The sequence below is a fragment of the Methylobacterium sp. PvR107 genome (genome assembly GCF_017833295.1).
GTDB lineage: Bacteria > Pseudomonadota > Alphaproteobacteria > Rhizobiales > Beijerinckiaceae > Methylobacterium.
The window spans coordinates 1,943,039-1,957,396 of sequence record NZ_JAFIBW010000001.1; the positions used below are offsets into that span (position 1 = coordinate 1,943,039).

At 68.7% G+C, this 14,358-nt stretch carries 8 protein-coding genes; 5 read left to right on the plus strand and 3 right to left on the minus strand.

The features are described from left to right. The first annotated feature begins 170 nt into the window (after window positions 1–170). Complete coding sequence (locus tag JOE48_RS09045; RefSeq protein ID WP_210029287.1) at window positions 171–1,031, plus strand: universal stress protein; 861 nt, start codon at window positions 171–173, stop codon at window positions 1,029–1,031. Window positions 1,032–1,528: 497 nt separating this feature from the next. Here the strand turns inward: JOE48_RS09045 and JOE48_RS09050 are convergent, their stop codons facing one another. Beyond that, on the minus strand, window positions 1,529–2,341 hold the full coding sequence (locus JOE48_RS09050) for a universal stress protein (protein WP_210029288.1): 813 nt from the start codon (window positions 2,339–2,341) through the stop codon (window positions 1,529–1,531). Window positions 2,342–2,446: 105 nt separating this feature from the next. Then, window positions 2,447–4,372: a heavy metal translocating P-type ATPase gene (locus JOE48_RS09055; protein ID WP_210029289.1), complete on the minus strand. Its 1,926-nt coding sequence runs from the start codon at window positions 4,370–4,372 to the stop codon at window positions 2,447–2,449. A gap of 795 nt (window positions 4,373–5,167) precedes the next feature. Between JOE48_RS09055 and JOE48_RS09060 the strand changes: the two genes are divergently transcribed. Next, window positions 5,168–6,589, plus strand: a complete 1,422-nt coding sequence (locus JOE48_RS09060) for a TAXI family TRAP transporter solute-binding subunit (protein WP_245252770.1) — start codon at window positions 5,168–5,170, stop codon at window positions 6,587–6,589. 794 nt (window positions 6,590–7,383) lie between these two features. Next, a complete protein-coding gene (locus JOE48_RS09065) occupies window positions 7,384–8,832 on the plus strand; it encodes a DUF1254 domain-containing protein (RefSeq protein WP_210029290.1) in 1,449 nt (482 codons plus the stop codon). Window positions 8,833–9,106: 274 nt separating this feature from the next. Here JOE48_RS09065 and JOE48_RS09070 read toward each other — a convergent pair whose 3' ends face one another. After that, window positions 9,107–9,991: an LssY C-terminal domain-containing protein gene (locus JOE48_RS09070; RefSeq protein WP_210029291.1), complete on the minus strand. Its 885-nt coding sequence runs from the start codon at window positions 9,989–9,991 to the stop codon at window positions 9,107–9,109. Between the two features lie 213 nt (window positions 9,992–10,204). Between JOE48_RS09070 and JOE48_RS30795 the strand changes: the two genes are divergently transcribed. Both JOE48_RS30795 and JOE48_RS09080 read left to right on the plus strand, forming a co-directional pair. Further along, window positions 10,205–12,124: an autotransporter-associated beta strand repeat-containing protein gene (locus JOE48_RS30795; protein WP_210029292.1), complete on the plus strand. Its 1,920-nt coding sequence runs from the start codon at window positions 10,205–10,207 to the stop codon at window positions 12,122–12,124. A 217-nt stretch (window positions 12,125–12,341) separates the two neighbouring features. Next, complete coding sequence (locus JOE48_RS09080; RefSeq protein ID WP_312893414.1) at window positions 12,342–14,060, plus strand: autotransporter domain-containing protein; 1,719 nt, start codon at window positions 12,342–12,344, stop codon at window positions 14,058–14,060. Window positions 14,061–14,358: the final 298 nt, after the last annotated feature.

Genomic DNA, 14,358 nt, shown 5'->3' on the forward strand with positions numbered 1-14,358 from the left:
CCGAACGCGAAGCACCGCGCTCCACACGGGGCCTTGGCGTCTCCTATGCGAAGTTACTGCATGTTAATGGCCGCGAACAGTCGTGCCGAAGAGATGCTGGTTGAGGTGGATCAAGGTCGGCCCGCCGGAAGGGGTCGAACCATGAGGCGGATCCAATCCGGAGACGCCCGATGTCCAGACACGACCCATCTCCGCTCGCAGCCATCCGCGACGTCCTCGTCGGCACCGCCGTGGAGGACGAACACGAGCCGGCCTCGTCGGCAATCGGTTACGCCCTGACGCTGGCGAAGGCCGCCGGCGCCCACCTCACGGTCCAATCCGCATCCTGGCGCCTCTCGGGCGACGACACCTGGCTCGGCGAGTTCGATTATACGGGCGACGCGATGATCGACCGCCGCCTCGAGGCGCTGGCTCGCTCTGTCGCGGAGCGCTCTGCGGGAGATGCGGCGCAGGCCGGAATTGTCTGCACGACCGAGGCGCCGAGCCTCCCATTTCCGGACATCGTGAGCCGGCTGGCGGGGCGGGCCCGCCTGCACGACCTGACGGTCCTGGACATCGGCTCGCGGACCTACGACCTCGACCGCGAGATGATCGAGAAGGCGCTGTTCCATAGCGGCCGCCCGGTCATCGTCGTTCCGCCGGGACACGATGCCTTCGCCGCGCAACGGATCATCGTCGCCTGGGATGGCAGCGCCCAGGCCGCTCGGGCCGCCAACGATGCCCTGCCGTTCCTGCGCGCGGCCGACGCGGTGGAAATCGTCTCGGTCGGCACCGAGGCGGAGATCCAGGCCTCCGTGCCGGGGGCCGAGTTCGCGCCGCACCTCGCACGGCATGGGGTGAACGTCAGCGTCAACGACCTCCCGAGGGGCGGGGGCGTGGCCGAGACGCTTCGCGCCCAGGCCGGCCTGTTTCGGGCCGACATGATCGTGATGGGCGCCTACCGGCATTCCCCCACACGCGAATACTTTTTCGGCGGGGTGACGCGCTCCTTCCTGAGGGGCAGCCCGGCACCGCTGTTCCTCGCCCATTGAGCCCGGGACGTCGACCATGTTCAACCGAAAATCATCAGGGGGGGGCCCGACCGGTCGAGCCGCCCGGACGCGGTCCTCCCCCGCGCGCAGCCAATCTGCGCCTGCAAAGCCCGATGTCGGGGAGGCGCCGCCTCAGGTGCGGGCACCGAACAGGTCGGAGTGGCCCGGCCCGATGGACGAGGAGGAGTCGACCGCCCTGAAGGCCGGTTGGAGCTTCGTCGAGTAAGCGTTCCGCGCACGGGCTACGGCGGCCCAAGCGTGCCGGGCCGTCAAATACGTGCGCGCACGAATTCGCCGATGGGGAAACGCCCGGCGAGCGTGCGGAACGGCGTCGCCTCGTGCATCGGGCTGGGGCCTGTCGACCGGACCGCGTGACAGCGAGCGCGCGCAGACGGTGCGTGCGATAACCCGCCCGCGGGACGCAGCACCTTGCGCCGCGACGGGTGCGACTGACACGGCAAGCGCGACGCCCGCGCCGAGGCGGCAGCGGCCGCCCATCAGTGGCACATCAAGCTGCAGAGTGGGGAGCGGTCCAGGAGGTCGCGCGTGACGCCGCCGAACATCCATTCCCGGAGCCTGGAATGGCCGTAGGCGCCCAGGACGATCAGGTCCGCGTCCTGCAGCAGGGCGAAGCGCATGAGTTCCGAGCCGGCGTCGTCCGCCGAGTGCAAGGGGTGCACGGTGACGTGGACGCCGTGCCGGGCGAGATGGCCGGCTACGTCCTCAGCGCCACCGTGCCGCGCGTCCGTGTCGACCGTCGCCACGAACACCTTGTCGGACCCCCGGAGGAGCGGCAGCGCGCCCGATACAGCCCGTCGTGCTTCGGGGCCGTCCTTCCAGGCGACCACGATACGCGAAGCCTTCAGGCTCACGGTCCTCGGCGGCACGACCAGAACCGGCCTGCCGGCCTCCATCAAGACGCGTCCGGGTGTCACCCCGAGCGGCCCGGGATCCTCGTCGCCAGGTCCGCGACGGCTCACGACCACAAGGTCCGCGGCGCGCGCCTGCTCGACGAGATGGGCGACAGCGTCGGCGAAGCACCAGCGCCAGTCCGTGCGGATTCCGTCGCCAGCGAAGCGAGCGAACGAGGCGTGCGCCTGCTCCAGGATGGCTTGTATCTGCGCCTTGTTGCGTCCCTCCTGGTCGATGGCATCGTAGACGTCCCGCACCAGGATCGGGGCCGGCACAGCGTGGGCGGCCACACCCGTCAGGGTCGCTTCGAAGCGTCGAGCCAAGTCGGCGGCGAGCCGTATCCGATCCGGGGCGGCCGCGCCGAGGTCGGCGGGGATGAGGATGTTCGCGTAAGCCATGGCGGCCTCCGTCGTGCGTCGCGGTCGACGACGGAAGCCTGGCCCTGGTGGGAACGGGCCGCCTTGATCCATCGCAAGCCCCGCGACGGCTATGGCCGGCTCGCTTCACGCGTTCCGCGGGGCTCGCCGCCCGGTTGGCTCGCTGACGTCACGGGGGCCGCCGAGCGCGCGCATGGCGTTGAGGATCACGGCGACGTCGATGGCTTCTTGGAGCAACGCCCCTTGAAGGGGTGAGAGGTAGCCCAGCGCTGCAGCGATCATGCCGGCGAGCGACAGCCCGAGGCCGACCCACACGCTCTGGAGCGCGATGGTGCGGGCGCGCTTGGCGATGCGAATGGCCCGGGGCAGCGGTGCCAGGCTGTCGACGAGCAGGACGACGTCCGCCGCCTCGGCCGCCGCCGCCGCGCCGCGCGCGCTCAATGCCACGCCGAGGTCGGCGGCCGCCAGGGCTGGCGCGTCGTTGACCCCGTCTCCCACCATCATGACGGGACCGTTCCGGCGCTCTGCGGCCACGGTGTCGGTCTTGCCCGTTGGGTCGAGGTCGGCGGCGACCGCGTCGATGGACAGGCCGGCGACCAGCGTCTCCGCGACGGCGCGCCGGTCCCCGGTGGCGAGCACCACCCGCCCGATGCCGCACGCACGCAGGTCCGCGAGTACGTTACAGATGTCCGTCCGCAGTGGATCGGCGAATTCCAGTCTGGCGGCCGGCGCGCCGTCGATGGCGATCAGCACCGTGGCGACGGCTGCCGTTGCGTGTCGGGTCGCGTCCGCCGGCGGGAAGCGAACGTCGTGAAGCTCCATCAGGCGCGCCCCCCCGACGAGAATGGGCCGCCCGTCCACGCTGCCGGTCACGCCTTCGCCGGGGAGTTCCGTGACCATCGCGGGCTGCGAAACGGCCACGCCTCGCGCCCGCGCCTCTTCGACCAGGGCCCGCGCCACCGGGTGGCCTGAGGCTTGATCAAGGGACGCCGCGAGACGCAGGACCTCGTCCTCGTCGAAGGGGCCGACGACGCGTGTGGAAACGAGCCGGGCGGTGCCGTGTGTCAGGGTGCCGGTCTTGTCGACCACCAGGACGCGGACCTTGGCCAGCATCTCCAGAGCCCCGCCACCCTTGACGAGGACCCCGATGCCGGCAGCGCGCGAGAGGCCGGAGACGAGCGCGACGGGCACCGCCAGGATCAGCGGGCAGGGCGTCGCGATGACCAGCACGGCAAGCGCGCGAAGAGGGTCGCCAGTCGCGAGCCAGGCGGCTCCAGCCAGGAGGAGCGTCACGGCGAGGACGGCGAGCCCGTAGCGGTCGGCTAGGCGCGCCATCGGTGCCTTCTGGGATCGCGCCGCCTCGACGAGCCGGACGATGCCGGCATACGTGCTCTCGGACGCGGGCCGCTCCGCGACCAAGGTGAACGGCGTGCCCGCGTTCACCGTGCCGCTCAGCACGGCCTCGTTCGCCCCAAAGCTGACCGGTAGCGCCTCGCCGGTGAGGCTCGACCGATCGAGCACGGCGCGACCCGCGGCGACCCGGCCATCCACCGGCAGGACGTCGCCGACGCGCACCAAGATTCGGTCTCCCGGCATCAGAGCCCCAAGGGGCACCTCCCGCAACGCGCCGTCTTCGTCGCGCAGGGCGGTCCGCGGCTGGCGCGCGATCAGCGCCGTCATCGCCCGCCCGGCGCGGCCGGCGGCGTAGGCTTCCAGCGATTGGCCGCCGGCGTACATCAACGCGATGACGGCGCCGGCCAACGGCTGCGACAGGGCGAGCGCGCCGCCCATGGAGAGCAGGGCGACGAGGTCGAGCCCGATGTCGCCTTGCGCGAGGCTCGTCACGACCTGGGACGCCAGGACGACGAGGATCGCGAGGGTCGCGAGCGTCCATGCCAATGCGGCGACCTCAGGATGGCCGAGCGCCTGTGCCGCCAAGCCTATGCAGAGGCCCACCAGCGGCAGGACTGCCAGCCATCCCCTCAGCCGCGGCATCCATCCGCCGTATCTCGAGCGCCCCGTCTCGGTCGGGTGCAGCGCCGCCGTCGTCATGGTCGAAAACGCTTCCGGTCGTTTTGGGTCTCCCGGGTTGAACCCGGTCTGTTCGAGGGGCCTTGCGCTGGATCAACGCGCACCCGCGACGCCGGGGAGATCAGGGCGAGGCAATCGCTCGGAGCCCGCCGATGTCACGCCCGTCGCCGCACCCTCTCGCGGGTGTCAGACGACAGGACATCCGTGACGTCTTGGTGGGCAACACGGATGAGGGTCGCGGGGACTAGGTTGCGTTCTCACCGGGTGACGGCCTGACGCTGCGCGGGGGACGCCCGCGCCCAGCGCATCGTGCCGCCTGGGCGCGGCGGAGGCGGTCGCACGCGCCTGCCCGAATAGCTTCAGGCGTCTGCTGTCGGCCGAGTCCGGCGCGGAGCTCGCACCGCACCGCGCACGCCACGCGCGGGACGTTGCGGTCGGCGACCGAGCGGTCGAGTGCGACACGGGCAAGACCTGGCGGGCGGCTGCCCGCGGTTTTCGGGCCGACATGATCGCCAAGGGGGCTTAGCGACACGCGCGGAAGCGAGAGCGAATCTCTCGGCAGTCGATAGCTCGCATATTCGGACTTTCATGCGCGCGTTGAAGCGGCCTACGGGAGGCGGCAGAGTCCGGCAGATGGATCGACGTGATCATCCCATTGGCCGTATGATCTTTTGACGCAGCGGCGTTTGCGATTGCTGCTTACCCTGTCTGCGACCGCAGTCTTCGCGCGTGACGAGGAGCGCTTGGCGCGAATGCACTGACCTGCACGGGCAGGATTTATGAGCATGACAAGGCCGAAACGCCGGGAGGGCTGCGATGATGCCGGACGCCACGCCCATCGATCTTCATCCGGAACGGAATAATCCTGAGCGGCACACACTCCGCCAGCCGCGTCGCAGCTTAAGGGGCAGCCTTCTTGTCGTCGTAGGAGTGTTACTCCTGACCGGCGCGGGGTTCGCCGTGGCTCACTTCGGGTCACCGCATGCCAACCTGCGCGTAACCATTGGTCCACAGGGCGGCGCTGCTCAACGGTTCATGGCAGCCTTCGTTTCTGTTTCGGCAGTCCAGCATCCCCGCGTTCACTTGGAACTCGTGCAGGTTCCCGACCTCGCCGCGAGTGCCAAGGCTCTGGAGGACGGCCGAACGGATCTGGCGATCGTGCGCAGCGATGCGGCGGCACCGGCGAACGCCCAGACCATCGTGATCCTGCGCCGGGATGTCGTGGCTCTCGTTCTGCCGCCCCGTAGCAAAATCACTTCCGCCGCCGGTCTGGTGGGCAAGACGGTCGGGATCGTGGCCGGCCCAGTCCAGGACAACAATGGTCAAGCACTCGACACAATCCTGAGCTTCTTCGACATCCCCACAAAGGACGTGAGCCGGGTCTTCCTGTCCGTGGCGGAACTCGCACGGGCTGTTCAGGAGAAAAAGGTCCAGGCCGTGCTCGCGGTAGGCCCGGTGGCGCCCGGTGAGGTGGTCGATGTCGTGGCCGCCATTGCGCGCGCGACCCGGGGTACGCCCAGCATCCTGGCGATCGACGACGCGGAGGCTATCGGCAAACGCTTCCCCGGCTTCGAGGCGATCGACGTTCCCGCTGGCGCCTTCCGTGCTCGGCCGGCCACGCCAAGCGATACGGTTTCGACACTCGCCGTCACCTATCGTTTTGCGGCGTCAGAGCTGATGCCCAACGTCGTGGCGGCCGCAATCGCACGCTCGATCTTGACCACGAAGGCCAAGCTCACGACCGCAACACCGCTTGCCAACCAGATCGAAGCCCCCGATCCCGACGACAAGACCCCCATCCTTCCGGTCCACCCCGGCGTAGCCGCCTACCTCAGCGGCGGTGATCAGAGCTTCCTCGATCAATTCCAGCAATACTTCTATGTCATCGGCATCGTCACCAGCGTCATGGGCTCGATGTTCGCGGTGGTTTCGAGCTACTGGAGCAGGCGGAGGTGCGACGCAGACTGGCAACCGATTCGGCGGCTCGTCGAGATTGCTGATGAGGCCCCAGAAGCCGAGCTATTCGCGCTGGAGGCACTCGCGCGCGAGACCCGGGCGATCGCCGCGTCCGTGCTCGGCAGGCAGTTCGGGGCCGAGAGCGCCGAGCGGTTGTCGGCGTTCTCAACGGCGCTTTCCCACGCGAGGCACGCCTTGGATGCCCGAAGGGCCACCTTCGGTTTAGAAGGAGAACACAGGACCGAGACGAAACGTCAAACGCCTCTGGTTGCAGCTCAGTAAGATGCTGATACAACCTTCCGAGCAGTCCTCTGGCCTCACCACAGTCGAGGAGAGTTCATGGACATATCCTGGCGCAACAGGAGGCAGTCAGGGCGGATTTGCCACTATATCGAAGCGCCGCCAACACTGCGCAATACCTTCATATACAGTTTATTATAGATGGTTTTTGAGAGCTGCCAGACATTATTCCCCGAAAGAATGTATACAATTTGACAATAGCGAAAACTGCGCTTAGGGTCAGTCTTTTACGGGGCGAATCAGCTTCAAAACCTTGTATTACCTATAATATTTTTATCAATAAGGAAGAGCTGCGCGCTCGCATGATGCTGCGCGTGCGGAGCCTGTGCGAATTTTCGACGGACGACACGGAAAGAAGTGTGAGCCGCTATTCCGGATCGAACACGATCTTCAAGGGAGGCACTCCATGAGACACTTGACAGCCCTGCGCCGTACACTGGTTTTGCTCAGCCTTCTCACCGGCCTCGTCACGCTCCTACCGGTTCCGGCAAGCGCATTGGTCTGCGCCCGCGGCTTGTATCGGGCCGGCTGCGTCGGACCTCGGGGCGGCGTTGCCGTACGGCGCGGCTTCTACGGCCCACGCGCGGCCTTCGTGCGGCGGGGATACTATGGCCCACGTGCGGTCGTCTATCGGCGCGGCTTCCGCCGCTGGTAGCGCGATCCGAGGCCCGACAATCCTTCCAGCGGCCGAACGGCAGCGGCCCCCGCTCGGTGTGGGAGCCACATTAGGACCGCGCTGACCGCCTGCCTGAGCCAGGCAGTCCCAGGAGACAGTCATGGATGTCACCAGGCGGATCTTCACCGCGGGCGTCGCCACAATCCCGTATGTCGGGCACGGCGTGCCCGTGGCCCGGGCGCAGAGCACGGTGCAGGATGTGCCGCTCATCGGCAACCGTGCGGTCGCCGATCCGCTGGAGCTGGCGACGGACGCCTACATCTACGGCTACCCGCTGGTCACAATGGAGATGACCCGGCGTGTGATGACCAACGTAGCCGCGCCCGAAGGCAAGAGTGCTCCGATGGGCCAGTTCGCCAACATGCGCGAATACCCGGATGCGAAGTTCCGGGCCGTGACTGCACCGAACGCGGACACGCTCTACTCCAGCGCCTTCGTCGATGTCGGGACGGAACCCCACCTTCTCAGCATTCCGGAGGAGGACGGTCGCTACTATCTCATGCCGATGCTGAGCGCGTGGACGAACGTCTTCGCCGTGCCGGGCAAGCGTACGACCGGAACCGGGCCACAAACCTATTTCATCGCCGGACCGGGCTGGAGCGGCAGCGTGCCGCCCGGCGCCAAGCTGATCCAGGCACCGACCAATCTGATCTGGATCATCGGCCGGACCTACTGCACGGGCACGCCCGAGGATTACAGGGCCGTGCACGCCCTTCAAGATCAGTACCGGCTCATCCCGGCAAGCGCAGCTGGCAAGCCTTTCACACCGATCCCGGGTCGGGTCGATCCGAGCGTCGACACGAAGATTGCGGTGCGCGAGCAGGTCAACCGCCTGGATGCGACGGTCTACTTCAACCTGCTGGCCACTCTGATGAAGGACAACCCGCCGGCGCTAGCGGACGGGGTTCCGGTCGCCAAGATGGCCTCGCTCGGCATCGTTCCAGGCCAGCCCTTCGAACCGCGCAATCTACCGCCCGCAACCCGTGACGCGATCGAACAGGCACCGCGGCAGGCAAGCGCCCGAATCATGGAGCACATGAAGGCCACAGGCAGTTACGTGAACGGCTGGACCTTCACGACCAACGGCGGCGACTACGGCAAAGACTACCTGCAGCGCGCCTTCATCACGGCGGTCGGGCTCGGCTGCAACCTGCCACAGGATGCCGTCTACCCGCTGACCAAGGTCGACGCGGCGGGCCGCCAGCTGACCGGCACATCCAGATACGTGATGCGCTTCCCCGCCGGGGAACTGCCGCCCGTCAACGGGTTCTGGTCGCTGACGATGTACGACGCAGACTACTTCTTCGTCCAGAATCCGATCAACCGCTACTCGGTCAGCCCGCGCGACAGCCTCAAGACCAACCCGGACGGCTCGGTCGATCTCCTCATCCAGCACGAGAGCCCCGGAGCACAACGCGAGGCGAATTGGCTTCCAGCCCCTGCCGGCCCCTTCCTCCTGATGCTGCGCACTTACTGGCCGAAGGACGTCCTGCTGAACGGCTCCTGGGCACCGCCGCCGGTCATCCGGAGCTCCAGCGCTACGCTCTGAGCGGCCGCGCGGGCATAGCAAGCGAATGCGCAAAGTCGCCTCTCGCGTGAAGGACGACGCGGAAACACGGCCAATCGTACTTGCTCACACCCGCCAGGCCGCCTGGTAAGCACTTACATCGCTCCCGGCCATGCGATGAGCAGCGCTCCACCGGCCAGATCGATCACTCCGTACAGGGCCATGTCACGGGATGAGGTCAGGACGCTGCTCGGGATTGTGAGAAGCTTTTTGAGGAGCGACATCCCGCGCTGCCAGTCCTGCCTCATGCCGGAGATCAGTTCGACTTTGCGGCAATGGTGCTCGAAGCCGGCCCGTCAAAACGAAGCAGATTGCCGGATCCGGGTGTCAGGTCGGCGACGGCCACAAGACCGTCGCTGACGTAGCGACTCACCGTGCCGAGCGTCAGCCGCTCGCCGGGCCGATGAAAGCGCACGGGCCCGATACCGCCGTGCTCCGTCAGTTCCTGGACGACGAACGCGCGCTCGGCGTTGGTGTCGACGTCGGTCGCGTGGGTGACCTGCAAACTGAGGCGCGTCAGGGACAGACCGATGTCCTTGGTCGCAGCGCCGACCCATAGGGCGCGCTCAGTATCTGCTGGTCGGCCTGACGCAAGCCAGAAGGCCGCCGTGTCGAGCGTCTCCTGGGCGCGCTCCATCGAGAGACCCCAGAAGCGGACGTGGTGGCGCTTGCGCGGACTGTCGTCGATGGCGCGCTGGAAGCCGATGTCCTGACCTCGGTTGAACAGATACAGTGTGCTGAAGGGGGCGCTCGGATAAGGCCGGTTCAGAACGAAGGCGCACACCATCCTCCACGAACTGCCGAGGTCCAGCGGATCCGCCCTAGACCAGCCCGCGAGGGCAAAGGCGCGGTGCAACTCTTCAAGGGCGCCGATCAGGACCAGGTTCACGGGATCGCCGGGGAGGCCATCGCCGGTCAGTGTGTAGGACGGGACGCGTCCCTTCTTAAGGATGTACGCGCCGAGCCTGATCGCGCGTGGCAGGATCAGGTAGGCAGCGGCGGCGTACGTGGACGCAAGCGCCAAGACGAGCGGCAAGCGACGGTCGGCGACGTCGTAGAACAGAACCAGAATCAGCCAGACCGTGGCCAAGCCGAGGAGCGCGACCAGCGTGCGTTGTCCAAGCAGCTTCAGGCGTCTCACGGCGCAGCCTTTCCCTTCGCCTGCCGTTCCACGGCACTTTCTCGGTGCACCCCGACGTCATCCTGTCCGAGTTCGACGAAGCGGCGATCTTTGTACGTCCTGCAGCTCAACCGGGGGGACGCCGGACGATTCGGATTGTGAGATCGCCGGCAGGATCGCTCCAGATACGATCGGGAAGCCCGCCAAGCCCCTGAACGTGGTGGGGTGGGTGAGATGGGAGGCAAGGCGTGCCTTCATGTCCAGAGCTCCCTGAGCTGCACGATCCGAGCGGCGACGAGCTTTACCACCACGCGCCCATTCACCCTGCACGGTGTCTCCGGTCTGGCCGTCGATCCGGCGCAGACCCTGACCGTATCGAACGTCGTGTCCGGTTCGGGGACCTTGTTCAAGCTCGGGCTGGGCACGCTGACGCTGAGCGGGTCCAACACCTTCTCGGGCGGCGTCGTCCTGGCAGCCGGCACCCTCTCGGTCGCGCGCGACGCCAACCTCGGCGCCGCCAGCGGTCCCCTCGCCTTCGACGGCGGAACCCTCCAGGTCACCGGGACCGCGTTCGCCACCACCACCCGCCCGATCCTCTGGGGACCGGCCGGCGGCCGTCTCGACATCGCCGATCCCGCCAACACCTTCACCCTCGCCCAGTCCCTCTCCGGACCCGGCGGACTGACCAAGGCCGGACCCGGAACCCTCGCCCTGGCGGGCACCAATACCTACACGGGTGCCACCACCCTGGCGGACGGCACCCTGCTCGCCCGCGGCGGGCAGGCCATCGGCGATCTCAGCTCCGTCACCATCGCGGCCGGCGCGACCCTGGCCCTCGCCGACAGCGAGACCGTCGGATCCCTGGCCGGACAGGGCCGCGTCGCGCTGGGCACCGCCCGCCTCACCGCCGGCGCCAACGGCACCGCCACCACCTTCGCCGGCACCCTCGACGGAACCGGCGGCCTGACCAAGGCCGGCGCCGGAACCCTGACCCTCACGGGTGCCGGCACCTTCACCGGCCCGGCCATCCTGGCGGCCGGCGGCCTCAGCCTGACCGCCACCGCCAGCCTCGCCGCCCCGGTGTTCACCCGGCCCGGCACCGCCCTGACCAACGCAGGAAACCTGGCCGGCGGCCTCACCAACGCCGGAACCGCGCTCAACACCGGCGCGATCACCGGCGGCGTCGCCAACACCGGCATGCTGGCCACCTCCGGCACGCTCGCGGGCGGGCTGACCAATGCCGGCACCGTGACGGCCAGCGCCGGCCGGATCGACGGCGCCATCCGCAACGAGGCCGGGACCCTGGCCGTCACCGGGGCGGTGGCGAGCGACGGCACCTTCGCCAACGGCGCCGGCGCGACCCTCGCGGTCACCGGCGCCTACAGCCTCGGCGGGCCGCTGACCAACGCCGGGACCGTCACGGTCGCCCGGACCGCCAGCCTGACGGCGCCCGCCGGCCTCGGCAATGCCGCCAGCCTCGCGAACGACGGGACGATCACGGGTGCGGTCGCAAACACCGGCGCGCTCGCGACGAGCGGAACCATCGTCGGCAGCCTCGCCAATGCCGGTCAGGCGACCAACAGCGGCACCGTCACGGGCGCCGCGGGCAACATCGGCAGCCTGTTCAACGGCGGCGCCATCGCGGGCGGCCTGATCAATGCCGGGCTCACCCTCAACGACGGCGCGATCACGGGCGGTGTCGCCAACACCGGCACGCTGACCACCTCCGGCACGCTCGCGGGCGGGCTGACCAATGCCGGCACCGTGACGGCCAGCGCCGGCCGGATCGACGGCGCCATCCGCAACGAGGCCGGGACCCCGGCCGTCACCGGGGCGGTGGCGAGCGCCGGCACCTTCGCCAACGGCGCCGGCGCTCGCCACCGCGGTCACCGGCGCCTACAGCCTCGGCGGGCCGCTGACCAACGCCGGGACCGTCACGGTCGCCTCCAGCGGCCGACTCATGGCCGGCGGAGTTGCCAATGCCGGCCTGCTCACCGTAGCGCAGAATGCCAGCGTCCTCGACGACCTGCTCAACACCGGCCGCCTCGTCAACGCCGGCAGCTACACCGCCGACGCCGTCAATGCCGCCGGCGCCACGCTCGTCAATACCGGCACCTTCACCACGCTATCCGCGCCCTTCGCCAATGCCGGTAGCCTGATCAGCTCGGGCACGCTCTCGGGTGGGCTGGCGAACACCGGCGTCGTCCAGGTCTCGGGCGTGCTCGCGGGTGGGGTGAGCAACGTCGTCGGCGCCTCGATCGCGCTGACTGGATCGACCACCAGCATCGGCCGGCTCACCAACGACGGCATCCTCAACCTCGGCAGCACCGAGCTCGCGGTCGGCTCGCTCGCCGGCGCCACGCCGGAGGCCGTGCTGGGCAACGGGCAGCTCACCGTCGGCGGCGACGGCGCCTCCACCAGCTATGCCGGCCGGATCGTCGACGGCGCCACGCAGACCAGCCTGACCAAGATCGGGCCCGGAACCCTGACCCTCTCGGGACCCAGCCCCCTGTCTGGGCTGGTCCGTGTGCTCGGCGGTGAACTCGCCGTCACCGGGGCCCTGCCGAACGCCGCCCTCGCGATCGGGACCGGTAGCCTGCTGACCGGCGAGGCGTGGTTCGGCAGCGTCAGCCTCGGCACCGGGGCGACGCTTTCCCCAGGCATCGGTTCGGCGGCGCTGGGCCGTATGAGCGTGGCCGGCAACCTCGTCCTGGCGCCGGGGGCGCTCTACCGGGTCGACGCCACGGCGGACGGCCGCGCCGACCGGATCGATGCCGGCGGCAGGGCCATTGTGGCGGGCGCCACCGTCCAGGCGGTTGCGGGCACCGGCCAATATGCCCCGCACACCCGCTATACGATCCTGACCGCGGCCGGCGGCGTGCAGGGACGGTTTGCCGGGGTGAGCAGCAACTTTGCGTTCCTGACACCGTTCCTCGGCTATGCCCCCGACGCGATCACGCTGACGCTGGCGCGCAACGACCTCGACTTCGTCGCAGTAGCGCAGACGCGCAACCAGCGCGCGTCCGCTGCGGCCGCACAGGCGGGCGCGGTCGGCTCGCCGCTCTACGACGCGGTGGCGATGCTGTCGGCGCCCCAGGCGCGGGCAGCGTTCGCCGCGCTGTCGGGGGACGGGCATGCCACCCTCGTTTCGACCGTCTTCGCCAATGCCGGCCTTCTGCGCGAGGCGGTGCTCGACCGTCTGCGCTGGGACACGACTCCGGCGGCGCGGCCAAGCGACGTACCGGAGACGGCCGTGAGCCTGTGGGGGCTGGGGCTCGGCAGCGTCGGGCATGTGCGCACCGACGGCAACGCCGCCGGGCTGTCGCGTCACAGCGCGGGCTTCCTGCTAGGCCTGGACGCGCAGGTCAGAACGCCGCTCGGCGGTCTGCGCCTCGGCGCGGTCGGCGGCAGCCTGGAGGCGGGCTTTGCCAACCCGGCCCAGGTCCAGACCGTCGCACTCACGAGCACGTTCGGGGGCGTCTACGGCAGCCTGGAGGCGGGATCGGCTGCGCTGCGGTTCGGAGCGCTGGCGGCGGACGATCCGGCCGGGCTCAGGCGCGTGGTCACCATCCCGGGTCTATCGGATAGCGTCACGGCGCGGCTCGGAGGCCACAGCGTGCAGGGCTTCGGCGAGGCGGGCTATCGGATCGGCCTGAGCGGGGCGGTGGACCTGGAGCCGTTCGCGGGCGGGGCGGTGGCGTCGGTCAAGCGCGAGCGATTCGCAGAGCGGGGCGGGGCCGCCGCGCTGACCGGCTTCGCGCAGGAACACACCGTGCCGAGCGCGACGATAGGCTTGCGTCTGCAGGTGCAACTGGATCGCGACGATCCTGCGCCGATGTTCGTGCATGGGCTGATGGCCTACCGGCGGTCGTTCGGCGACCTGGTCCCGACTGTGCCGTTGGCATTCCGGGGTACCAGGGCGCGGTTCGCGAGCCGGGGCCTGCCGCTCGACCGGGACGCGTTGGTGAGCGAGGTCGGGCTCGGGCTGAGGCTGGCGCCAGGCCTGAGCGTCGGACTGTCCTACACCGGTCAGATCGGCGCCCGCGCCCAGGATCACGCTGCAAAAGGAACTTTGTTCTACAAGTTCTAGGCTTTGGTCCAATATTAGGTCATAGAACGACAGCACTTTTGCGTTGTTAACGGCTTAGATGCGAGGCGGTGAGAAAATCGGCCTGATAGGCGGGGTGGGTCTTGAGCATCCGACAAACACCTCACGCGAAAGCGACCCGGTGTCTACCAAACCGGAGAAATCCCAGCTGACCCACAAATCGTTCGGTGGGCCCGGCCCCCGATGGCGCAGAGGGCTGAGCATCGCCCGGTCTCGCTGGTGCGAAAGCCCAGCGAAAAGTCAATTGGCATGCGGGGTGTTAACCAAATCTTAACCCTTC